General features: G+C 49.4%; 22 protein-coding genes. 1 reads left to right on the forward strand and 21 read right to left on the reverse strand.

Translation table 11 applies throughout. The features are described 5' to 3' along the window. Positions 1–16 precede the first annotated feature (16 nt). The 11 genes from bioD to ACUUHJ_RS29270 all read right to left on the reverse strand — a co-directional run bounded on the left by bioD (position 17) and on the right by ACUUHJ_RS29270 (position 12,547). A complete protein-coding gene (gene bioD / locus ACUUHJ_RS29220) occupies positions 17–736 on the reverse strand; it encodes a dethiobiotin synthase (protein ID WP_289674942.1) in 720 nt (239 codons plus the stop codon). A 5-nt stretch (positions 737–741) separates the two neighbouring features. Then, positions 742–2,124: an adenosylmethionine--8-amino-7-oxononanoate transaminase gene (bioA, locus tag ACUUHJ_RS29225; protein WP_289674943.1), complete on the reverse strand. Its 1,383-nt coding sequence runs from the start codon at positions 2,122–2,124 to the stop codon at positions 742–744. Between the two features lie 419 nt (positions 2,125–2,543). Beyond that, on the reverse strand, positions 2,544–5,708 hold the full coding sequence (locus tag ACUUHJ_RS29230; protein WP_289674944.1) for a phosphodiester glycosidase family protein: 3,165 nt from the start codon (positions 5,706–5,708) through the stop codon (positions 2,544–2,546). A 223-nt stretch (positions 5,709–5,931) separates the two neighbouring features. Continuing rightward, complete coding sequence (wecB, locus tag ACUUHJ_RS29235; RefSeq protein ID WP_015893637.1) at positions 5,932–7,080, reverse strand: non-hydrolyzing UDP-N-acetylglucosamine 2-epimerase; 1,149 nt, start codon at positions 7,078–7,080, stop codon at positions 5,932–5,934. Between the two features lie 18 nt (positions 7,081–7,098). Beyond that, complete coding sequence (upp, locus tag ACUUHJ_RS29240; protein WP_015893638.1) at positions 7,099–7,728, reverse strand: uracil phosphoribosyltransferase; 630 nt, start codon at positions 7,726–7,728, stop codon at positions 7,099–7,101. Positions 7,729–7,910: 182 nt separating this feature from the next. Then, complete coding sequence (locus ACUUHJ_RS29245) at positions 7,911–9,161, reverse strand: serine hydroxymethyltransferase (RefSeq protein WP_289674945.1); 1,251 nt, start codon at positions 9,159–9,161, stop codon at positions 7,911–7,913. Between the two features lie 19 nt (positions 9,162–9,180). Next, positions 9,181–9,750: a TIGR01440 family protein gene (locus ACUUHJ_RS29250; protein ID WP_173604508.1), complete on the reverse strand. Its 570-nt coding sequence runs from the start codon at positions 9,748–9,750 to the stop codon at positions 9,181–9,183. Next, positions 9,751–10,206: a ribose 5-phosphate isomerase B gene (gene rpiB / locus ACUUHJ_RS29255; protein WP_007725502.1), complete on the reverse strand. Its 456-nt coding sequence runs from the start codon at positions 10,204–10,206 to the stop codon at positions 9,751–9,753. 140 nt (positions 10,207–10,346) lie between these two features. Beyond that, positions 10,347–10,817, reverse strand: a complete 471-nt coding sequence (locus ACUUHJ_RS29260) for a low molecular weight protein arginine phosphatase (protein WP_289674946.1) — start codon at positions 10,815–10,817, stop codon at positions 10,347–10,349. Positions 10,818–10,850: 33 nt separating this feature from the next. After that, positions 10,851–11,411, reverse strand: coding sequence for a manganese efflux pump MntP (locus ACUUHJ_RS29265; RefSeq protein ID WP_016740175.1), 561 nt, complete (start codon positions 11,409–11,411; stop codon positions 10,851–10,853). A 56-nt stretch (positions 11,412–11,467) separates the two neighbouring features. Next, entirely contained in the window at positions 11,468–12,547 is a 1,080-nt protein-coding gene (locus tag ACUUHJ_RS29270; protein ID WP_472300750.1) for an L-threonylcarbamoyladenylate synthase, read from the reverse strand. A gap of 230 nt (positions 12,548–12,777) precedes the next feature. On the opposite strand from ACUUHJ_RS29270, the gene ACUUHJ_RS29275 reads away from it, so the two are divergent. Beyond that, on the forward strand, positions 12,778–13,575 hold the full coding sequence (locus ACUUHJ_RS29275; protein ID WP_472300751.1) for a DUF3298 and DUF4163 domain-containing protein: 798 nt from the start codon (positions 12,778–12,780) through the stop codon (positions 13,573–13,575). A 59-nt stretch (positions 13,576–13,634) separates the two neighbouring features. On the opposite strand, the gene spoIIR is transcribed toward ACUUHJ_RS29275, so the two are convergent. The 10 genes from spoIIR to rho all read right to left on the reverse strand — a co-directional run bounded on the left by spoIIR (position 13,635) and on the right by rho (position 23,328). After that, on the reverse strand, positions 13,635–14,390 hold the full coding sequence (gene spoIIR / locus ACUUHJ_RS29280; RefSeq protein WP_472300753.1) for a stage II sporulation protein R: 756 nt from the start codon (positions 14,388–14,390) through the stop codon (positions 13,635–13,637). Positions 14,391–14,501: 111 nt separating this feature from the next. Beyond that, positions 14,502–15,392, reverse strand: coding sequence for a peptide chain release factor N(5)-glutamine methyltransferase (gene prmC / locus ACUUHJ_RS29285; RefSeq protein WP_472300755.1), 891 nt, complete (start codon positions 15,390–15,392; stop codon positions 14,502–14,504). Continuing rightward, positions 15,376–16,452, reverse strand: a complete 1,077-nt coding sequence (gene prfA, locus ACUUHJ_RS29290; protein ID WP_016740170.1) for a peptide chain release factor 1 — start codon at positions 16,450–16,452, stop codon at positions 15,376–15,378. The genes prmC and prfA overlap by 17 nt, the downstream gene beginning before the upstream one ends. 235 nt (positions 16,453–16,687) lie before the next feature. Continuing rightward, positions 16,688–17,191 carry a hypothetical protein gene (locus ACUUHJ_RS29295; protein WP_064200385.1) on the reverse strand — a complete coding sequence of 168 codons (504 nt, stop codon included), beginning with the start codon at positions 17,189–17,191 and terminating at the stop codon, positions 16,688–16,690. Between the two features lie 93 nt (positions 17,192–17,284). Further along, positions 17,285–17,860: a thymidine kinase gene (locus tag ACUUHJ_RS29300; RefSeq protein ID WP_015893649.1), complete on the reverse strand. Its 576-nt coding sequence runs from the start codon at positions 17,858–17,860 to the stop codon at positions 17,285–17,287. Positions 17,861–17,888: 28 nt separating this feature from the next. Further along, positions 17,889–19,343 (reverse strand): cryptochrome/photolyase family protein, encoded by a 1,455-nt coding sequence (locus tag ACUUHJ_RS29305; protein WP_472300758.1) that lies wholly within the window; start codon positions 19,341–19,343, stop codon positions 17,889–17,891. 86 nt (positions 19,344–19,429) lie between these two features. Continuing rightward, positions 19,430–19,627: a 50S ribosomal protein L31 gene (gene rpmE / locus ACUUHJ_RS29310; protein ID WP_015893651.1), complete on the reverse strand. Its 198-nt coding sequence runs from the start codon at positions 19,625–19,627 to the stop codon at positions 19,430–19,432. A gap of 106 nt (positions 19,628–19,733) precedes the next feature. After that, a complete protein-coding gene (locus ACUUHJ_RS29315; protein ID WP_026043394.1) occupies positions 19,734–20,999 on the reverse strand; it encodes a radical SAM family protein in 1,266 nt (421 codons plus the stop codon). Between the two features lie 70 nt (positions 21,000–21,069). After that, the gene (locus tag ACUUHJ_RS29320) at positions 21,070–21,972 is read right to left on the reverse strand and encodes a peptidoglycan DD-metalloendopeptidase family protein (RefSeq protein WP_472300760.1); all 903 of its coding nucleotides are present in this window, start codon (positions 21,970–21,972) and stop codon (positions 21,070–21,072) included. 75 nt (positions 21,973–22,047) lie between these two features. Further along, a complete protein-coding gene (gene rho / locus ACUUHJ_RS29325) occupies positions 22,048–23,328 on the reverse strand; it encodes a transcription termination factor Rho (protein ID WP_015893654.1) in 1,281 nt (426 codons plus the stop codon). Positions 23,329–23,340 lie beyond the last annotated feature (12 nt).

Consider the following 23,340-nt stretch of genomic DNA (forward strand, 5'->3'; position numbering starts at 1 on the left):
TCGTCTCCCCCTCTTATTATTTATGGCGCCACTGACACAGCTGCCCGATGTCTACACATTCTTGGATCAGATGCGTCAAGTGCAGGCGCTCTAACGGTTGGTCTATCCATGGGAGCACGCCCCATACGGGAACTCCTCCATAGCTCTCAATCATGCTCGCGTTTGTTTTGACACTCTCATCGATAACTCCAGCTGAGTTGTTTTGATTCAGGATGACACCTACAACCTCGATCCCGAGTTCCCGTGCATACCAAACGGACAAGAGCGTATGGTTAATTGTGCCGAGCCCAGCCCGAGCCACGATGAGCATGGGCAGGTTTAAGCGAGCAGCAAGATCCGCCATCGTTTCGGTTGGAGTCAATGGAACAATCAGACCACCCGCTCCTTCGACAAGAAGTGCTGGATAACGTTCCATCAAGGGTCGCCCGCAAGCGATTATTTCCTCCATAGTCAAGCTCTTCCCCTCTGCTTCCGCAGCCAGATAAGGGGTAAGCGGTGCCTCAAAACAAAGTGGGGCGATCTCCTCACACGCGTCAGGCACTCCGCTCCACGATCTCAAGTGCATAGCGTCACTGCCCTCATCATGTGCTCGTGCTCCTGACTGGACTGGCTTCCAAACTCCGATGTCCACTCCTGTCTCACGCAACAAGGATGCGATTCCGGCAGTCACAATCGTTTTGCCTACCCCAGTATCTGTTCCTGTGATGAACAATCCGGAAAAAGGGCGATCAGCCATATCAATCACTCCTCTACTTCACCTGTCGTTACATCCTGAATCGATTCCGCCAAAATCCGAACCATGTCAGCCAATTCTTCGGTTGTAGATACAAGCGGTGGGATAAAAACGATGACGTTGCCCAACGGTCGTGTCAAAAGCCCTTTTTCTCTCGCTACCTGACAGACACGCACACCGATCCGCTCATTCCAGTGATAAGGCTCCTTGGTCTCTTTATCACGAACCAACTCGATTCCCGCCATCAAGCCTTTTTGCCGGATATCTCCTACATGAGGCAGGTTGTACAGCGGCCTTAGCAATTGCTCCAGGACGATTGCCTTTTGTGCTACTTGTTGAACAACTCCGCGCTCCTCCATCAGCCGCAGGTTGGCGAGAGCAACTGCACAGCCGAGTGGATTTCCTGTAAACGAATGTCCGTGGAAAAAGGTTTTCTGTTCCTCATAGTCAGCGAAAAAGGCATCATAAATCTGCTCGGTTACTAAGGTAGCCGCTACAGGCAAATACCCTCCCGTAAGCCCTTTGGCAACTGCCATGATGTCTGGCACGACCCCATCATGCTCACAAGCGAACATTTTGCCCGTACGTCCAAATCCTGTCGCTACTTCGTCTGCGATCAGCAATACATCATGGGCGCGCAACAGCTCCGCGATTTTTTTCAAGCAACCATCCGGCATGATAATCATTCCGCTTGCTCCCTGCACGACAGGCTCTACGATCATTGCCGCAATCTCATGTGCTCTATCCCTAAGCAAACTTTCCAGGCTGCTCAATGTGGCCTGAACGGCTGCTTCTTCGCCGCCTTGCCTGTACGGATAAGGGTATGGAATGGCATGTGGAGAAAAGAGCAGCGGTTTGTAGACTTGATGGTAGAGGGGAATGGCTCCCACACTGGTGGCTCCAATCGTATCCCCGTGATAGGCATTGTTCATCGTGATAAACGAATGCTTTCCGGTCTGTCCGCGATTTTGCCAATATTGGAACGCCATTTTCAGTGAGATTTCGACCGCAGTTGCCCCGTTGTCAGAGTAAAAAACTTTACTCAATCCTTTTGGAGCGAGATTGATCAGCTTTTCCGCTAATAAAATGGATGGGACGTTTGCCATGCCGAGCAAAGTAGAATGGGCAATCTGGTCGAGCTGCTCCGTGATCGCCTGATTCAGCTCGGGAACGTTGTGGCCATGGACGTTCAACCACACAGAGGAAAAACCGTCATAGTAAGCTTTGCCGTTCACATCGAATAGCTTGATCCCTTCTCCTCTCGCAATAATGAGTGGGTCCTGTGCGACGTAGTCTTTCATTTGGGTGAAGGGATGCCAAACGTATTGCTTGTTTTTGGCAGAGAGTTCTGCAAAGTTATTTAACAACCAAATCACAACCTTGGTTAACATATATTTGTTAACTGTTATTTTAAAATGGTTAACCTATTTTGGCAAAGCTTTTTTCTCGACTTTGAAAAATTAGTAAGATCTAAGAAGGTCCTTCTAGTTTGAGTCAACATAGTGGAAGAGAAGAAAAAGCGCAGTTCTCTTCGACTCTGACACGCCCGCAAGGGGGATTTACTGTCCGTCTCCACTTCCAAAAGGGGACCGTCGAGCCAAAGCCACCCTACGGGCGGAAGGTTCTCAAGGAAGAAGTGTTCGACAAGCGTGGTCCCCTTTTGGAAGTTCCGACTGGGTAGGCGTTGTCAAGGTCTACGAGCCCTGCGCTTTTTCTTCTCACCAGCTTTGTCAGCTCATCGATACCTCCTAAAACTCAAAAAGGCCAAGCTCCTCTTTGTTAGAGAAGCTTGACCTTTTATATTCCGATTCTATTTATCCTGATGCAGGATGCGATAAAGCGCCACGACACACACTGCTCTCGTCGTCGGTTTATTCGGCTGATAATTTCCTCCAACTGGATCAATCAGACCAAGTCCGACCATGTTATTGATGGATTTAGTTGCCCAGGATGGCCAGATTCCTTTATCCGAGACCTTTTTCGTCGCTCCCTTTTTATTCACGAGACGATCGAGAATGACTGCGGCCTCTGCGCGAGTCACCGGCTGATCCGGACGGAAGGTATTATCGTTATACCCCTTCACCAGACCTTTGGAAACGGCAACCTGTACGGCACCTTGCGCATAGGAAGGCACCTTATCCTTGAATTTCAGCTTTGGTGAGGAAGGGAGCTCCCACCCAAAAGAGCGCGAGAGCAGGGTGACGAACTGTGCTCTTGTCAGAGAAACCTCTGGGCCAAACGTCGTCTCCGTCAAACCCTTCACGTAGCCCTTTTCCGCCATGTAGGTGATTTCTGCCTTGGCTGGATGCTTCGTGATATCTGTAAATCCAGCGCTGCTCGTGCCTGCATTGTCCAGGTAGTACGGAATGTACTTGCCGTAGCTATTGACTTCATATACCCACTGACCTTGAGCATTCATGGTTCCCAGAAGCGGATCCAACGTATTGTTTACTTGGTTTACGTACAAGAGTCCAACGCCTTTTCCAGCGAGCCATTGCTTCGGTGTCAAGGTCAATCGAATCGACGAGGTTGAAATCGCGTCCTCTTGCCCTGCTTTTAGTTCGCCCGGCTTAATCGTAAACGAGTAATCAGCAGGTACATATCCTGGCATTGGCTGGGTCACGATCGACTCCACATCAATCAGTGCACTATCCAGATAAGATGCGGTATTTTCTAAGGAGTAATGGAGATCAAGCTCCGCTCCGAGTGACATGCTGCCTGGCAGTTCAGGGACAACGGCCACATCGCTCGGTTGACCTGTCTTGTTGCCCAAGAGGAGCGAGAATTCGTCGAAGTATAGTGTTCCTTGGTCGTGTGTAATGCCATCATTGGCTTGGTCAACGACATACACACTCTTCAGATGCAATGGATAGGCAACATTGCTCGGGAAGTAGCCTTTCACTTGCTTCCAGCCTGTCCAATTGATCTCTTTTGCCAGATCGACGTAGACCGGCTTGCCGTTTGCATCAATTGCTTCTGCACGGAGCCAATGTCCACTGTTGTCCCCATTGACCCATAAGCCCAATCCGAGCGGCTTGCCAGGAATCGTCACAGGGTTTGCCCCCAACACACCGTACGAAATCCGCATGTTGTTCGCTGGTGCTCCAGAGAAGTTGTACACTAGCTTCGCTGCCTTTTTCGTGCGGAATGTCTGATCGGAGACGAGCGCGAACGAACCAGCCGAACTGATGCTAGACGGATTTGCCGCATGGTACATGCCTGCCTGATTATCGAAGGTGAGCCATGGCTGCTCGAATTGTCCAACGGCAAATGGTACGGTTGTCGCCACGCCATCATACGTAATCGTCAGGTTTCCGTTGCCCGGCTCATTGCCTGCTACCAGTTGCAGATTGTCGTTAATCGTCGCTACAGAAGAATCGACACTCGCTTTTACGCTAAGTGGCGTCGCTTGTACGGTAGAGCCCTTTTTCGTTTTGATTTTGACATCGAGAGTAATGGATTGTCCCGGTGCAATGGTAATCGGATTCGGGGAAACGATGATTTGCTGCACATCGTTGCCGGAAATGACTTGAATGTCTTTATTTTGCGTCACATTGCCCAATCGCGCAGTCAATGTGATTTTGCCGGAACGAGCTGGTGTGAAGTGTTTGCCATTTACGGAGCCCGCTTCGGACTGACTAGCATCCCAGCTCACATCGCCGGCATTGATCGCATACGGTTGGAAATGCACATCATAACCTTTGGATGCACTGAGCGGGATAGATTGTCCGATAAGCACATCTGCTGGCACATCGATTTGGAAGCCTCTCAATTCTCCAGCAGGTGCCGTATTGTATACGGCCAGTCCAGTAGGCACTCGACGCTCAGCACCCCCGCTTGGCTTATTCGCCAGATTCGCGTGTGTCTCACCCAGCATGCGGGCTGCCATGGTCGTAGAGCCACCACCGTCAAAGTTTACAGCCCGATAAGAACCGAGCTCCGCCATGATTTTTGCCAGCTCGTCCAAATAAACGCCTTGGCTCGCATCGATCGTGACCATGTACAAGGTCTTCCCGTCCTGGGAAACTCCGACCGATGTGCGTGCCGTCTTGTTAATGATGGACTTGTCCGCTTGAAAGGAAGTGAGCGCTTTCCCTTGATCAACCAAAATCACATTGCCGCCTACCGCTTGCTTTAGGTTGAGTGTCTGTGGTGTCGTTTGGTACTCAACCGCTGCAGTAGCGCCTACAGGGAAGTTTTGCTTGAGGAATGCTCCAGCTGCCCCATGTCCCCAAAGGACATAGCCGTTGTAAGGTATGTATACGCCTGGTTGATTCACACGAACTTCTTTGGCTACGTTGTCTACAAACAAAATCTCGACGACATCTTTGTAGCCCGGTATCGTCCCCAAGCTGGTTTTGCCAAAGGAAGGGGTATAGACGTTCAGTTGGTTCTGGTGACTTTTTCGTGAATCACTCGGGTTGTACTCTTCCTTGTTGACACCCTGAATCGAATAGGTAGCGCCATTAGGAGCAGTAACCTTGCCGCCAAACCCAAACTTGTCGACGATGGCCATCTTGTCTCCGGTCAAGCCCAGCGCGTACCAGTAGGAGACCAAACCCATGGAAGAAATCAGTTCATCGTCTTTCATGACAATACCAAACGGCGCTCCCCGCTTAGACATGTTAAAAAAGTCGGCATTGATCGCTGCTACAGCTCCGGTTTCACGCGCCATTTGTGTAACCGTCTGCCTGTCTGTCAGCTTACCTTTCGTTCCGTATACCGGTTTTACCTCAACATAAGGATTGTTCAAATCAACCTTGGTCACCATGATCGTGACTACTTGATTGGCAAATGATTTCGTATATTTCTGCAAAGTGGTCCCCTCACCAATTGGGGTTTGCCACATCATATTTAATGCACTTGTCTCCGCTCTGGCGTGTGCGACATTGGTCGCAAACGGCACAAACGGAACAAAAGCTCCCCAGGCCATGGTCGTAGCCGTGAGCAGCGTCACTATCCTTTGCGCTCTCATGTTGATAACTCCTCTCCGTATTCCAAACTCTATCTTTCTACCATCTAAGCTAGGCAACTAAATATTAGACGCAAAAGGTCATGGATAGTTTCGCCAATTCTCTCGATTCCCTTTTAGAAAAACATACCAAATCGTCAGTCATAGAAAACAACAATATCCCTCTACAACAAGAAACCCGCCCGGTTTTGACGAACGGAACCTGGCGGGTTTTCCTAGCTGTATGTTACTGACCTGGTTGGAACGGCTCTGGTTGTTCAGCCCGCAAACCAAAGTGATAGAGGATTGCTTCTACAATACGGCGTGAAGCCTCGCCATCCCCATATGGGTTGACAGCATGCGCCATTGCATCGTAAGCCGCTTGGTTGGTCAGCAATTCTTTTGCCATTGCATACACTTGCTCTTCGTCGGTTCCCACGAGCTTCAACGTGCCTGCTTCAATCCCCTCAGGACGTTCTGTCGTATCGCGCAGAACCAGGACTGGTACGCCAAGAGACGGCGCTTCCTCCTGTACCCCGCCGGAATCGGTCAGGATGAGATGGGAACGACGAGCGAAGTTGTGGAAATCAAGGGCATCCAATGGTTCGATCAATGAAATGCGATCATGGTTTCCGAGAATCTCCTGCGCCACTTCTTGTACAGCAGGATTCAAGTGAACCGGATACACAACAGAAATCTCAGGATGCTCATCCACCAGTCTTCGAACTGCACGGAAAATACGGCGCATTGGCTCGCCCAAATTTTCGCGGCGGTGAGCCGTCATCAGCACCAGCTTCTGACCAGCTACGCGATCAAGCACCGGATGCGTGTAATCCTCGCGAACCGTTGTTTTCAACGCGTCAATCGCTGTGTTTCCTGTCACGTAGATGCTCTTTTCCGGCTTTGCTTCGCGACGAAGATTGTCAGCCGATCCATTGGTCGGAGAGAAATGAAGGTCAGCCATTACACCTGTCAACTGACGGTTCATCTCTTCCGGGAACGGCGAGTACTTGTCCCATGTGCGCAAGCCCGCTTCCACGTGGCCAATCGCGACTTGATTATAAAAAGCAGCCAGACTCGCCACAAAAGTGGTTGTCGTATCCCCGTGTACGAGGACGATGTCCGGTTTTACTTCCTTCATTGTTTCATCCAGGCTCTCCAATGCGCGAGTAGTCACGCCCACCAGCGTTTGGCGATCCTTCATAATGTTCAAATCAATGTCTGGTTGAATATCAAAAATGTCCAAAACCTGATCGAGCATTTGACGATGTTGGGCCGTCACGCAAACGACAGATTCGATCTGCTCGCTGTACTTGTTCAATTCATGGACAAGCGGTGCCATTTTGATCGCTTCTGGACGTGTGCCGAATACCGTCATTACTTTTACAGTTTTCATCCGTTTTTCCCTCTCCGACTACTTCGTGCCGTACAAGCGGTCGCCCGCATCGCCCAAGCCTGGCACGATGTATCCATGGTCGTTTAAATATTCATCAACAGCCGCTACGTAAATATCTACATCAGGATGCTCGTCCTGAACCAGCTTGATACCTTCTGGAGCAGCGATGAGGCACATCAGTTTCAAGTTTTTCGCTCCACGTTTTTTCAAAGCAGTAAGCGCGGCAACAGCAGAGCCACCAGTCGCCAGCATCGGGTCAGTTACGATCAACTCACGCTCAGCAACATCGGATGGTAGCTTCACATAATACTCAATAGGCTGCAGGGTTTCCGGATCACGGTAAAGACCTACGTGTCCTACTTTGGCAGCAGGGATCAGCCTCATCAGGCCATCCACCATACCAAGACCAGCACGCAGAATCGGTACCAACCCTACTTTTTTACCAGCGATTACATTCGACTGACAGGTAGCCACTGGCGTTTCGATAGTGATTTCCTCCAAAGGCATATCACGGGTAATTTCATAGCCCATCAGAGTAGTCACTTCATCTACCAGCTCGCGAAATTCCTTGGTCCCTGTATTCTTGTCACGAATATACGTAACTTTATGCTGAATCAGCGGATGGTCAAACACATATACACGGCTCATGTCATTTCCTCCGTTTCCCTATCAATACATCCTTTCTATAATAGCTGGTGAGAGTGGCTCAGTCAATTTGCCTAATCTTCGTACTTTTTCTCATCCTCGATCCCTACCTACAGCCGCGAAGTAAAGAAAAAAGCAGACCCGTATAGAAAATTTCCACTGGGTCTGCTTCACGTAGTCTTAACTTAGATATTCAAGCCTTCATACATCGGGAAACGTTGGCACAAAGCTGCCACACGTTGGCGTGCTTCCTCGTGTTTCGCAGCATCCTCTGGATTTTTCAATGTCAGAGCGATAATCGCTGCTACTTCTTTCATTGCTTCCTCATCAAAACCACGGCTTGTCACTGCTGGCGTACCCATGCGCACACCGCTTGTAACAAACGGGCTTTGTGTATCGTAAGGAATCGTATTTTTGTTCGTAGTAATGCTTACCTCGTCCAACAGATGCTCAGCTACTTTACCTGTCAGGCCGATTTTGCTTACATCAACCAATACGAGGTGGTTATCCGTTCCGCCGGAAACAAGCGTCAGACCTTCAGCAGTCAAGCCTTCCGCAAACGCACGTGCATTCTTGATGATGCGAGTTGCGTAATCCTTGAATTCTGGTTGCAGGTTTTCACCGAAGGCAACCGCTTTTGCTGCGATGACGTGCATCAACGGACCACCTTGAACGCCTGGGAACACGGATTTGTCGATGCCTTTCGCGAACTCTTCCTTGCACAAAATCAAACCGCCACGTGGTCCACGCAGAGTCTTGTGCGTCGTAGAAGTAACGAAATGCGCGTGCGGTACTGGGTTTGGATGCAGACCTGCCGCAACCAGACCAGCGATGTGCGCCATGTCCACCATGAAGTACGCGCCCACTTCGTCCGCGATCTCACGGAACTTGGCAAAATCAATCGTACGCGGATAGGCACTCGCACCAGCAACGATCAGCTTTGGCTTGTGCTCCAATGCTTTTGCACGAACATCTTCATAGTTGATCAGGTGAGTATCTTCGTCTACACCGTAGTCAACGAAATTGTACAGAGTACCGGAGAAGTTTACTGCACTACCATGCGTCAAGTGACCACCGTGGGACAGGTTCATTCCCAGTACGGTGTCGCCAGGCTGAAGAATCGTGAAGTATACAGCCATGTTCGCCTGAGCACCGGAGTGTGGTTGTACGTTTGCATGCTCAGCGCCAAAAATTTCTTTTACGCGGTCACGAGCGATGTTTTCCACGATATCCACATACTCGCAACCACCGTAATAACGGCGACCTGGGTATCCTTCTGCGTATTTGTTCGTCAAAACGGTGCCCATTGCTTCCATAACTGCGCGGCTTACGAAGTTTTCAGAAGCAATCAGCTCAATCTTGTCGCGCTGTCTTCCGAGCTCCAGTTGAATGGCTTCCATTACTTGCGGGTCTTGTTTACGCAAAAAATCTAGCATAGTAGTTTCTCCTCCTTGTTTACGTGCAGCTTTCATTTGGTGGTGTCTTCTCATACACGGCACGCGGTCCGCCAATCAGCTTGGGACGTGTGCGCGCTGCCGTAACATGTGCTTGTCCAACGAGACGCTGTGTCGGACGCACCGGTACTGCCACATGCTTCAGATGCATGCCGATAAGCGTATGGCCGATATCTATGCCTGCATGCGCCCGAATTTGCTCTACAACGGCTGCATCCGTGAACTGTGTAAACGCATGCGCAGCCATAGAGCCTCCAGCGGTCGGAACGGGAACAACCGAGACTTCTTCCAGTCCGTATCGCAATGCAACCTCGCGCTCGACGACCAAAGCCCTGTTCAAATGTTCACAACATTGAAAGGCAACAGCAAAGCCGCGCTTCCCTACAACAGATTGAATCCCACGATATAGAGCTTTCGCTACATCTTGGCTGCCAGCCTTTCCAATATGCTCACCGAGCACCTCGCTGGTACTGCACCCAATCACCATAAGTTGTCCGGCTGCAAGCTCTGCCATATCAGCTACTTCTTCGACAATGTCACTGATTTGTTTTTCGATAGCGGATAAATCCACTTACTTCACTCCCGCATGCTTCGCTTCGATTTGGGAAATCTTTTCCACGCGACGCTCGTGGCGACCACCTTGAAACTCTGTTTCCAACCAAATTTTCACGATATCAAGCGCAAGCCCCGGTCCAATGACCCGCTCCCCCATCGCCAACACATTGGTGTTGTTATGCTCACGGGTAGCGCGTGCGGAAAACGTATCATGCACAAGTGCACAACGGATGCCTGGAACCTTGTTGGCCGCGATCGACATGCCGATACCTGTTCCGCAAACGAGAATGCCTCGATCAAACTCCCCCGCTGCTACCTTTTCCGCCACTGGCAAAGCATAATCGGGATAATCAACCGATTCCTCGCAGGTGCAGCCGAAATCTTCCGTCTGGATGTTCATGGAGGCCAGCAGAGTCTTGATCTCCTCTTTTAGCTTGTATCCACCGTGATCAGCAGCAAGTGCTACTTTCATCTGTCATCCCTCGCTTGTCTCATAATCTTCGTCTAGTATACATCAAAACACAATAAGTAAAAAGTGAACATTTTTATCAAGCGACTAAAAAATCGTTCGTACTCTCACAAAAAACAAGGTCCTGGCTATACACCAGCACCCTATTCATCTACTGATTTACGAAGACCTGGGTCCTTGAGCATCAATGAGAGCCTTTCCAGTGACTCTTCGATTTCTTCGGCACACCTGCGATAATCCATCAGTGATCCCCCATACGGATCAGCAATATCACTAAAGCCTTCTATCCCAACGAACTCTTGTAGGGTATGCACCTTTTCAGTGGCTGAGGGGAAATACGTCAAGATCGCGCGCTTGTGACCATGCGTCATCGTCAAAATGACATCAGACCATTCGATCAACCCTTCGTCTACCTTACTGGACTTATGATCGTGAGCAATTCCTCGCTCTTCTAATACTTGTTTAGCGTGCAAGGAAGCATCCTGACCGGCAAATGCCGCCACGCCAGCTGAGCGTATTTCAAGCCCCTGTCCGTCTGTCTTCGCACGGAAAATCGCTTCTGCCATGGGGCTTCGGCACGTATTTCCCGTACAGACGAAAAGTATCCGTTTCACGTATGGTTCCTCCTCACCTATTAATTAGTCCGGTTATATCATAAATTTTAACCCAAAACCAAACAAAATAAGTCCACCTATTAATTCGCTATAATCCCCAAGCCACCCTCCCACACTCCTGCCTAACAATAAACCGAAGTAGGACATCGTGGCACCCATTACTCCAAAAAGAGAGATGGCCAAAATTCTATTGACCTCGATCAAGCCGAACGAGAAACCGACGGTGAATGCATCCAGGCTGACACTAAATGCGAAGAGAAGAAGTCCGAACCCTTTTGTCTTCCATACACTTTTTTGTTCCCCTTGAACGAAGCCATTCCATAGCATATGCAAGCCGATGATCATCAGGACCCCGCCACCAATAAACACGGCAATATCTCCAACCAAATCGGACAAGTACGCTCCAACGACAATCCCGATGATCGGCATCATAATATGAAACAGTCCGATGGTAATACTTACCTTGATAATCTCTCGTAACCGAATGCCAACCATTCCTACGCCAATTCCTAACGAAAAGGCATCCATACTTAAGGCGAAAGCAATAATGAGCAAGGTCAAAAATTGCCCCCATTGGAATAACACCTGGTCCAAACAGCTCCCCTCCCGTCTCTTCACCTTATGCGGACGAGGAGGAGTTTAGGACAGGTTTACACGGACAAGACACGGCCTCCAGCAGCCTTTTCCAAGCGATTCATCACGGCCATACCCAACCCGTTTCGCGGGAAAGTCTCACCGACAATATACTGCACTTCTTGATCGTCGAATTCTCGTAGGACTGCATACAGCTGTTGGGCAACCCCTTCCAGATCCGCTTGTGATCCAACCACGAGAACAACATCTACCGATGCGTGACTTTGCCAAAAGCGAGCTGTTTCTTCCGTTGCCAGCACGCCCGTTTTTTGACCGTGCCGCTTCGCCTGTTGCAGCATGTCTTCCATTTTTGCCCGAACTTTTTCACACTCTCCTGATACTAGCCACATTTCCCCTTCAGGAGCGTAATGCGTATATTTCATCCCTGGAGAGCGCGGTGCCTCGGCTGCTCCCACTTGAAAGGAAGGGTCCAACTCCACATAGCCAATTACTGGTTCCATTTGCTCCCGTGTGATGCCGCCTGGGCGCAAAATCATGGGCGGGTCCTGTGTCACATCAATAACAGTAGACTCTACCCCAACACCTGTTGCCCCTCCATCGACCACACCCGCTACACGTCCATCTAGGTCAGCCAATACATGCGCCGCAGTTGTTGGACTCGGACGTCCTGAGCGATTGGCGCTCGGAGCCGCAATCGGTACCCCCGCTTCTTTAATCAAAGCCAAGGCAATCGGATGATCAGGCATGCGAACGCCGACTGAATCCAACCCTGCCGTTACTAGCGACGCTACCTGATCTGTTTTTGGCAAAATCACCGTCAAGGGTCCAGGCCAAAATGCCTCCATCAGCTTTTTCCCTTTCTCCGGAACCTCACTTGCTACTGTGGATAACTGGTCCCACGCTCCAATATGTACAATCAGCGGATTATCGCTGGGTCTGCCTTTTGCTGTAAATATCTTTTCCACTGCGTCATTTGATAATGCATTCGCTCCCAAGCCGTAAACGGTCTCCGTGGGAAACGCGACAACTGCCCCTTCTCGAAGAAAACGGGCTGCATCCACAATCTGTGCACAACTAGGCTGATTTTCCACATCGTTATCCACAGACCAGACTTTTGTCACACCATTCATTTCCATCGTTAAAAAATCCTTTCTCTAGCTCGTTTCTTTGTAAGGAGTGCCTTAAGTATAGATGTGCACCAAAAAGTTTTCAACAGGCTGTGGGTAACTTGTGAATAACTTTTCAGAACAGCGTGGAAAAGAGAACATTGTTACCTTTTTTTAACTTCCTGCGTCTTTGCCTTGTAGTAGAATGAACATGAAAACAAAACAATAACTTTCCCTTTATCGAAAGGACCGTGAATGAAATGTCATCTTTTAAATCCTTAGCTTCCAGCCTGCTTGGCACAGCTGTATTGTTAACAGCCGTCGCTGCTCCAGTATTTGCAGCACCTGCTTTACCTGCAACCTCCACAAAGCCTGCTGTACAAGCGCCAAAGCCACAAGCTAACGGTGTCGTGTTCACACCAAAAACCATTACGGTCGATACGAAAGAATTTCAAGGTAAAGTATCCATCCCAGTGATTAGCGGGATGAAGGATAAAGCTTTTGAAGCAAAACTGAATGCTACTCTGCTAAAAGAAGCACAAACAGGCTTGGCAGAAGGACAAAAGGCCGGCAAAGAAGATGCCGCAGACGCGAAAAAGAACGGCTGGGAGCTACGCCCTCATGCACTCGACATCTCCTATGAGGTACACAATGCCGGCAAGCTCGTTTCTTTCTCTGTACAGACATACATTTACACAGGCGGAGCACATGGCATGACGGATGTTATGTATTACACCATCGATAATCAGGCCAAGGCAAAACAACTGAAGCTGGCTGACCTGTTCCAGCCTGGCTATGACTACCGTACCATTCTCAATCAAATCATTGCACAACAAATCAAAGCAGAGACTCAGGCGGATGGCTTTAACCCTTACGATGCATTCGAGGGCATCAGAGAGGATCAAGGCTTCTCCTTTAAAGACGGCAACCTGATGATTCATTTTGGTCAATACGAAATTGCCGCTTATGCAGCTGGAATGCCTGAGTTTGCGATCCCTGCTCATCGTTACCAAAGCCTGTTGAAGCCTGAGATTCGTGAGGCTTTGCTCAAAAAGTAATTGTGGCAATTCAAAACGACACCTGCACATGCGGCGGGTGTCGTTTTTTTATATGCGGCTTAGGAGAGCCAGCCCTCAATTTTTTCCCATAAGTAAAATCGCACTTCTACTTCAGGAGCAGAGGCAGTTACTTCTTCTGCTTTTTCTACCTCTTCGGACTCTGACTCTTCTTTCTCTGCTTTTGTTTGCTCAGCTTCCACTTTATTTGTTTCGGAATGATTCCCTACTTCGTTCTCTTCCAGGGGTAAGACCGCTACTTTCTCGGATGCAGCTTCTGCCGTTGGCTCAGATTCTTCCGACTTTGGAGTTGGCTCGGCTTTTACAGCGTCGCCATTGGACATGTCAATAAAGCAGAGCGGCGGGAACAGGACACACCACCAGTTTTGACCTTTTGCCTCTCCAATTTGTACACGGACCGCTCGGTAATTACCCGCAGGATACACATAAGAGCCGTACAGCTTCGTTGGAAAAGGAACTTCACCGAAATCGACTACCGCTTTGTATGAAAAACCGCGTTCCTTGATCGTCTTGTCCACGACTTGTTGAAGGACAGGCAATTGTGTTTGAATCATTTGCTCTGCTTCCTCCAAAGTCTCAATATCGTCCGCCCACGTATTCATTTGAGCGACAATCGCATCTCTGACTTCGCGCTTTAACCATTGATCTTGGACAGAATCGCTGTTCGCAATAATGCGCAAGCGAACGGATTCCTGAGGGATCGGCCCGTTATCCAACACATTGGCCGAAGTAAGCTGCCCCTCCCAGCTCATCATAAGCATAAACAGGCTAAATGCCATTAACAACATCCGTTTCATCGTTATCCGTCTCCCTCTATACTGATCTTCTCTCTTTAGCAATCAGTATGGACGGATTCACACGATTTCAAACATTCATTCCCTATGTAAAAAAGGCGAGACGAGCTTGTGCTATCGTCTCACTCCGATAACAACCCGCTCGATCCCCGCCAAATCTGGAGCAATCTCAACCTCATCCATGACACCGGATGCCCTCATCAATGCCGCGACATCCCCAGCCTGATAAATGCCTACTTCAAACGCTACGACCGCTCTTTCTTTCAATAGATTCGGCAGCGCCTCACACAGGCGACGATAGCAATCCAGCCCATCTTCGCCGCCATCCAGAGCCAAGCGAGGTTCATGTACGCGCACCTCATCGTCCAGCTCCTCGACATCACGACTCGGGATATACGGTGGATTGGATACGAGGACGTCTACCTTTTCGCCTGCTTCCAAAAGCGGCTGCACCAAATCCCCTTGTAGAAAGCGGACATCTGCCCCAAGACGACTTGCATTTTCCCGTGCAATTTCCGTTGCCTCAGGAGACAGGTCCACCGTAGTCACGCGCCATTGCGGTTTTTCTAGCGCGAGCGTAATGCAGATGGCTCCGCTCCCTGTGCCGATATCCACCACCGCTAGCTCTTCGCTCTCAGGCCAGAGCTTTGCAGCGGCAGCCATCACTTGCTCTACCAGTATTTCCGTTTCCGGTCTTGGGATCAGCACGCCTGGTCGCACCGTAAAAGGACGCCCGTAAAACTCCTGTTCGCCAAACATGTATTGCAATGGCTCGTTATTCGCCCTGCGCACGCACAGTCCGTCCAGCTTCACCAATGTTTCTGCATCAATTGAATCCGGCATCGCCATTAAAAAGCGCGTCCGATCCCAGTCGAGACAATGACGAATCATTAGCTCCGCTTCGAACAAAGGATCCTTTGTCCCTTTTTCCCGCAAAAAGGAAGAAGCCCGTAATAGGGCTTCTCGAATCGTCGTGACATCAGACCAATCAAGCTGAGTGTGCATGGCTTTTCAAAAGCTCCGTTTGTTCATGCAGGATCAGGTTGTCGATCACTTCATCCATTTCGCCTTCCAATACCGATTCCAGTCGGTGCAGGGTCAGACCGATGCGGTGGTCGGTCACGCGGCTTTGTGGATAGTTGTACGTGCGGATGCGCTCGCTTCGGTCACCAGTACCCACCAAGCTTTTGCGCGTAGCATCTGCTTCCGCATTTTGTTGTTGCATGTAGAAATCATATAGACGAGCGCGCAATACACGCAACGCTTTGTCTTTGTTGGAATGCTGGGATTTCTCGTCCTGACAAGAAACCATGATCCCTGTAGGAATATGCGTTACGCGAACCGCAGACTTGGTCGTGTTAACGCTCTGACCGCCCGCACCACTGGAGCAGAACGTATCGATGCGGATATCTTTTTCGTGTACTTCCACTTCCACGTCTTCTGCTTCTGGCAGAACCAGTACAGTCGCAGTAGAAGTGTGGATGCGTCCACCGGATTCAGTAGCCGGGATACGTTGCACACGATGCGCGCCGCTTTCGAATTTCATTTTGCTGTAAGCACCGCGACCAGACAGCGAGAAGACAATTTCCTTGTATCCGCCGATATCGGTTGGGCTTGCCTCCAGCACTTCAATTTTAAAAGCGTTACGCTCCGCGAAACGTGTGTACATACGGAAAAGCACGGCTGCAAACAGTGCAGCTTCATCTCCACCCGCAGCACCGCGGATTTCCACAATCACGTTTTTCTCATCGTTCGGGTCTTTTGGGAGCAACAGGATCTTCAAGCGATCTTCTAGTTGTTCCTTGCGTGCTGACAATTCATTGAGCTCGAGCTTGACCATTTCACGCATCTCGTCATCCAGCTTCTCTTCCAGCATCGCTTTGGCGTCATCGATTTGACTCACCACTGATTTATATTCACGGTATGTCGTTACCGTCTCTTCCAACGAAGATTGTTCCTTAGACAGTTCTCGCAAGCGTTTTGTATCACTAATGACGTCGGGGTCACATAGGAGGTTGGTTACTTCTTCAAAACGCTCTTCGACTGCAGATAAGCGTGTAAACATTTTTATTTCACCCCATCGCAAAGAATAATTGCCTTTTGGCGCAGGCGAAGCCTTGGTAGCATGTATGTTAGATATGAATTGCGATAAAATGCTATCTACCATAAAAACGGTTATAACAGATAAATTATAGGAGGAAAGGCGCAAGAAGTCAAAGTGCATTATAACTGGAAATGTTTTACCGATGCCAAACAGGCCCGGCAATGCCGAGCCTTGCTACATACGTCCTGCTCACCTGTCAGCGATGGTAACCGTCATGCGAGGTTAAGTGAAAATCGTAACGCGGGAGTCTTTCCTGAAGAAGCGAAATCACCTGCTGCTCGATGGTTCGCGCCTGATTCGCAGTGATGTTATGCACAAGGTCAAGAGTAACATATGCATTGGCATCGCTGAGTGTGATGCGAGCGTTTTCCACACCTTTTACCGACATGGCCATTCTTTCCATATTAGTAACGTCTACTGGGGTATTACGTGAGTTCCAATGGCCGATAATCATGTTCGGATTTTGGTTGCGTCCCATTAACGAGTCACGATCCGCCGCAACAGGCGCACGGCCTTGAAGTGTATGGCCGCTTTGATCCCCTCTGATCTTCATATTGTGCTGTGTATTCCTCACATCCGTACTATAGCTCTGTTGCTTAGCCGTATTTCCCCCGCATCCGACAGTTAGGACAGTTGTAAGTACAACCAAGCCCAGAACGACACGTGAGCTGCTCAAAAGCCAATTAGGCTGTGTCCGCATGAAAAAGCCACCTCCTGTTTTGCTTAGTCTGTGCATCGCCTCTTGGGCTCATGCACGGGACAAATAGGGGGTGGCTTTGCTTGCTTTCTTTATTTATTCGACAACTGGAGGGGTGTAGTAATGCTTGCGACAGACGCTGCTGTATGTATCATTCCCAGCAATTTCAATCGTTTCCCCAGAGTAGACGGGCTGTCCATTTTTGAACTTGAGAATATGCGTCGCCTTTTTATTGCAATACACACAAACTGTTTTAATTTCTTCTACTTTATCAGCCTCGCACAAAAGGGCGGCGCTGCCAGGGAAGAGCTCATTCTTGAAGTTTTTCAACAAGCCATAGACGATGACGGGGATTCCCAGCTTGTCCACGATCCTGACGAGCTGATCCACATGATGGCGGCTGATGAACTGAGCCTCGTCAACCAACACGCAATGCGGCTTGACTGATTCTGCCTCTACGATTTGGTACAAATCGGTCTCTTCGCTAATCGGAATCGCTTCTCGGCTAATCCCCACACGCGAAGCAACTTTTCCCACGCCATAGCGATCATCAACTGCTGGAGTAAACACTACTACTTTTTTCCCCGATTGCTCGTAGTTGTGGGCAACGGTCAATAATTGAATGGATTTGGAAGCATTCATCGCTCCATACCGAAAATATAGTTGTGCCACGTCTCTATCTCCCTTTGCCTAAAAGTTGTTACTCAGTCTTTTCATGGCGATCTTTTGCCTCCTGGAACAAGGCCACGGCCAGCTTTCTTCTTTGTGCATGGTCCACACAAGGAAGCGGGTAGTCGAAGCCAATCTTGCAGCCTGCTTGCTCTTGGATATGCTCCGGCATGTCCCATGGTTTATGAATATATTGTAGAGGTACTTCACGCAGTACGGGAAGATATTTTTTGACGAAAGCACCGTCTCGATCAAACTTTTCCCCTTGTGTGACAGGATTAAAAATCCGGAAATACGGTTGGGCATCGGTACCAGTGGAAGCACTCCACTGCCAGCCCCCGATGTTTGCCGCTTCATCGAAATCAATCAACTGCTGTGCAAAATAGGCCATTCCCCAACGCCAATCCACAAGCAAATCCTTTGTCAAAAAAGAAGCAGTAATCATCCGCAGCCGATTGTGCATCCATCCTGTCTCATTCAACTGCTTCATAGCAGCATCCACAATCGGATAGCCCGTCTCCCCTTGACACCAACGGACAAACAAGTCTTTCTTGTTTTCCCAAGCGACCTCTTCAAATTGTGGCAGGTAGGCATGGTTAGTCGTGTGCGGATGAAAAAAAAGCACCTGCTGATAAAATTCTCTCCAAATGAGCTCCGTAAGAAAAGCTTCGATCGAGGTAACCTGCTCACCCCGCGCGGAAGCAAGCACTTCCTGTACGCGATGATACACCGTCCGTATAGACAGAGTACCTGCATTTAAGGCAAAAGACAGCCGGGATGTCGCATTCACCCCTGGCATGTCGCGTTTTTCTTTGTACGTATAAATGTCTCTATCTAAAAATTGCTGTAATCGTTTACGTGCGGCTCGCTCCCCGAACTGCTCCATTTCCCACTCGGTGCTCATCGGTCGGTTTCGTCCAAACGCTTCCACAGTAGGAACTGGCTCACTCGGCAACTCCTTCAACCGATCAAATAGAATCCATTCTGTCGGCTGAGGGAATGGCCGATCTTTGGGGAGCGTCTGCCAAACGCGGCGATAAGGGGTAAAAACCGCATACGGTTTTCGCTGCTTCGTCATAATTTCCCCAGGCTCATGCAAAACCAAATCCTTGCATGCATGGACAAACACGCCGTGCCTGCTCAACACTTCTGATACGAGCTCGTCTCGCTTGCGAGCGTCTGGCGTATAATCCCGATTGAAAAACAGCTTTTCTGCACCCGTCTCTTGCGCTATTTGACAGAGCACTTGCTGTGGTTCGCCGCGGCGAATCAATAGACGACCTCCCAGTTGAACCAAAGCGTCGTCGAGTGCAGCTATTGCGGAAAAATGCGCATGGAGTCGCTTATCTCCTACAGCCGAAGAAAGCCAAAGCCAATCCTCCACTATATAAACAGGAATAATCGGATCACCTGTGAGCATGGCTGCGTGCAGAGCAGCATGGTCGTGCAAGCGCAGATCCCGACGGAACCAGACTATGGCAGTCATCGTTTGTCCTCCCGAAAAAATCAGTGCCAGAAAAAGACAAAACCAGGCAGATTGCTCTACCTGGTTGTTCCCATACATTCTGATTATTACAGATTGTATTTGCGTTTGAAACGGTCTACACGGCCGCCTGCATCAACGAATTTTTGTTTTCCTGTGAAGAAAGGATGGCAGTTGGAGCAGATCTCCACTTTCAACGCTTGTTTCACGGAACCGGATTCAAATTCGTTACCGCATGCGCAGCTAACTGTTACTACGTTGTACTTAGGATGAATGTCTTGTTTCATCTCTTCTACACCTCTTTCCGCCCTGAATCGTTTGCCGAAACAGAGTTATATAAACACATACAAGATAGTAGCATGAAACACTGTCGAAATGCAACTGGTTGGCCGATTACGCCATGTTTTTCCTACGCTGGAGTTGATCTGGTGGAATATGTGTAAACGAACCGATCACGACATCTGGCAGTTCCTGCTGATAAATTTCGATAGCTTGCTTCATGCCGAATACTTCGCCTTGCGCTTTTGGAATCATCGCCAAGTAGCTCTCTGGATCGATATTCAGATTTCGCAGCTGAATCAGCTTAATGCCTGTTCTGCGGATGAACTCGATCATTGCTTCCATTTCCTCTTCGCGGTCAAACACGCCAGGGAAGCACAAGTAGTTAATGGACGTATACACACCTTTGGATGCAGCGTATTCAGCAGAACGCGCTACATTTTCCAACGTGTAGTTGCGTGGGCGGTAGTAAGCATTATAGTGTTCGTCAATCGCACTGATAATACTCACGCGCATCAGATCAAGGCCGGCATCGACAATGCCTTTGATATGATCTGTCAAGCCAGCATTCGTATTGATGTTGATAAAGCCCATATCTGTCGTTTCCCTTACTCGACGCATAGCAGGAACAATAATGGAAGCCATCGTAGAAGGCTCACCTTCACAGCCCTGTCCGAAGCTGATGATGCTCTCCGGTGTCTTCAGGTGGTGCAGCATGACTTCCACCAGCTCGTCCTCTGTCGGCTTGAAGTTCATCCGCGTCTGCGGAGAAGGGAATCCACTGTCATCTGGTTGCTCGGAAATACAGCCGTAGCAACCGGCGTTACAGGTATAGGAAACAGGCAAGCTGCCTTCCCAGCGGTTGAAAAAGTTATTGGAGGCCGTCAAGCATTCGTACTCCAACGCACAGTGGGACAAATGGTTCAAAATACGGTTTTGCGGAAACGTCTCCAACGTCTTTGCCACTCGCTGGCGCAGCTCATCCATCGGGAAGTTCAACGGGTCCCATTTGTAAATATCGTCACTTGCACGTCCCGTTACCCAGAAACGGTTATCCTTCCAGACGACTGCGGAGTAACCAAACAAAGGCAGCTTGCTTTCCTTGTTCGTTTTCACGTAGCCAGGCAGCAAGAGCCGTGTAATTCCTTGTGGCACAAGTGCACCTACTGCTGTACAACCATCCAACTTGACCATTTCACCTGTGTCAGGGTCCATTCCTATCGGCTCGGTGTCCGGCAAACTGACCAACGTCGATCCTTCCGGGAGCGGGATCAGTTCTTCTTCCAGAATTTCTGTCAATATATCTCCGTTACGAGCCACTGCAAAAAGACCTGGGTGGTCGTATACATTGCCTTTTTCATCTGCGTAAACTAAATACATGGGAAAATCGCCTCGCTTCTTTGCTTTGCCCATTGTATCGCATTGAAAAAGCAATGTAAATTGTATAGGGTTACCTGCCAAGATAGGGAAGTGGATTGATCGGCACATCATCCTGTCGTACTTCAAAGTGCAAATGATAGCCTGTAGAATTACCCGTTTGCCCCATGTATCCCAATACCTCACCCGCTTCTACGGTTTGACCAGATGACACCAGCAACAGACGCATATGGGCATAAAAGGTTTGCAAGCCATCTCCGTGATCAATCACGACCATCCGCCCATACCCTGACCGATTGGCGCCAGCCTCCACAACAACTCCTGCCCTCGCTGCCAAAATTGGGGTCTTTGATTCCTGTTCATTCCACAAATCCACACCCTTGTGTGTTTTTCCCCAACGTGCTCCAAATCCACTTGTAATCGTAGCTTCTCTGACAGGCCAACTTAGACCGCCGCGAATCCTCGTGATGACTTGCCGACTTGCTGCTTGAACGGCACTTCGCTTCTGCTCCGGATCGTTACCCAACATCGGATTGCCTTTAGCGATAGGGACATACACGACCTGTCCTACATACAGGTTGTCCGACAGCCATTTTAGCAGCGGATTTCGTTCGATTAACGATTCCCGACTCACACCGTATCGCCTTGCTATGTAATCCAGCGTTTCTCCCTGTTTCACCATATGTCCGACTTCATCACGCTTGATGATCAGCTTCATGCCCACGCTTACCAGATGGGGATTCGTAATGCTATTCGCTTCTACCAGTTTTTTTAGAGAAAGGCCGTATCGCTCGGCAATACCAGATAGCGTATCTCCTTGCCGAACAGCGTATACCACTGAATTTCCTTTCGTTGCTGGTGCAGGTGAAGCCAGACTGGCATAGGGATTAAACGCTTGAAATAGCGCTTGCTCCACGACTGCTTGTTTCGCTTCCATCTGTGACCCCACCGGAGCGCTAACTTGCACGTACTCCACGAAGCATCTCCTCCTTCTTTTCCAGCTCCCTTCCTAACGGTATGCCAACGCCACAAAAAAAATGACGGTGAGTCATCATGAACTCACCGTCGTGCTAGCTGCTTTCCCTCTGCCTTGTTGCTTAGACTCTAGGGTTTGCAAAAATTCTTCGTTTGTTTTTGTGTCTGCCAACTTTTTAATAAAAGAATCGACAAACTCATTTGTTTCATTCATGTTTTTCCGGATCATCCACAGCTTATCCAGCTCTTCTTTGGTGAGCAGAAGCTCTTCGCGGCGCGTACCCGAACGGCGGATATCGATCGCCGGGAAAATCCTGCGCTCCGCCAGCTTGCGATCCAAATGAAGCTCCATGTTTCCGGTTCCTTTGAACTCCTCGTAAATCACATCGTCCATACGGGAGCCGGTCTCAACCAAAGCAGTCGCTAAAATGGTCAAGCTGCCGCCTTCTTCAATATTGCGCGCTGAACCAAAAAAGCGCTTCGGACGATGGAAGGCTGCCGGATCAATACCACCGGACAACGTTCGACCACTTGGAGGAATTACCAAGTTGTAGGCACGAGCGAGACGTGTAATAGAATCCAGCAGGATCACCACGTCTTTTTTGTGCTCAACCAATCGCTTTGCACGCTCCAAGACAAGCTCAGCAACTTTGATGTGATTCTCAGGCAACTCGTCAAAAGTCGAGGCAACTACCTCTCCTTTGACAGATCGCTGCATATCCGTTACCTCTTCCGGGCGTTCATCAATGAGCAAGACAAACAAGTGGATATCCGGGCGGCTTTCGGTAATGCTGTTGGCAATTTCTTTGATCAGCATGGTTTTCCCCGCTTTTGGCGGAGCCACAATCAATCCGCGCTGACCCAGTCCAACAGGAGAGAGAAGATCCATCAGGCGAGTGGAAACACGTTCAGGGGCTGTCTCCAGTACGAGCTTGGTTTGAGGATACAACGGTGTCAATGCGGGGAAATGAAGACGCTCTGCGGCTGTCTCAGGGTCTTCTCCGTTCACTGCCTCTACTTGAAGGAGTCCAAAATAACGTTCATTCTCCTTCGGTGGTCTTGCTTTTCCGGATACCACATCCCCCATCCGCAGATCAAAACGGCGAATCTGCGACTGGGAGATGTAGATATCTTCTGAGCTGGGTAGATAGTTAATGGGGCGGAGGAAGCCGTATCCCTCCGGCAATATTTCGAGTACCCCCTCCATAAACATGAGACCATCCCGCTCCGCTCGTGCCCGAAGAATCGCGAAAATCAATTCCTTCTTCTTCAGCTGGGAGTAGTACGGAATATGGTATTCCTTAGCCAGCTTATAGAGGTCGGTCAGCTTCTTTTCTTCTAGTTCAGAAAGTAACATACATCCACCACT

The sequence above is a fragment of the Brevibacillus schisleri genome, from assembly GCF_055685845.1.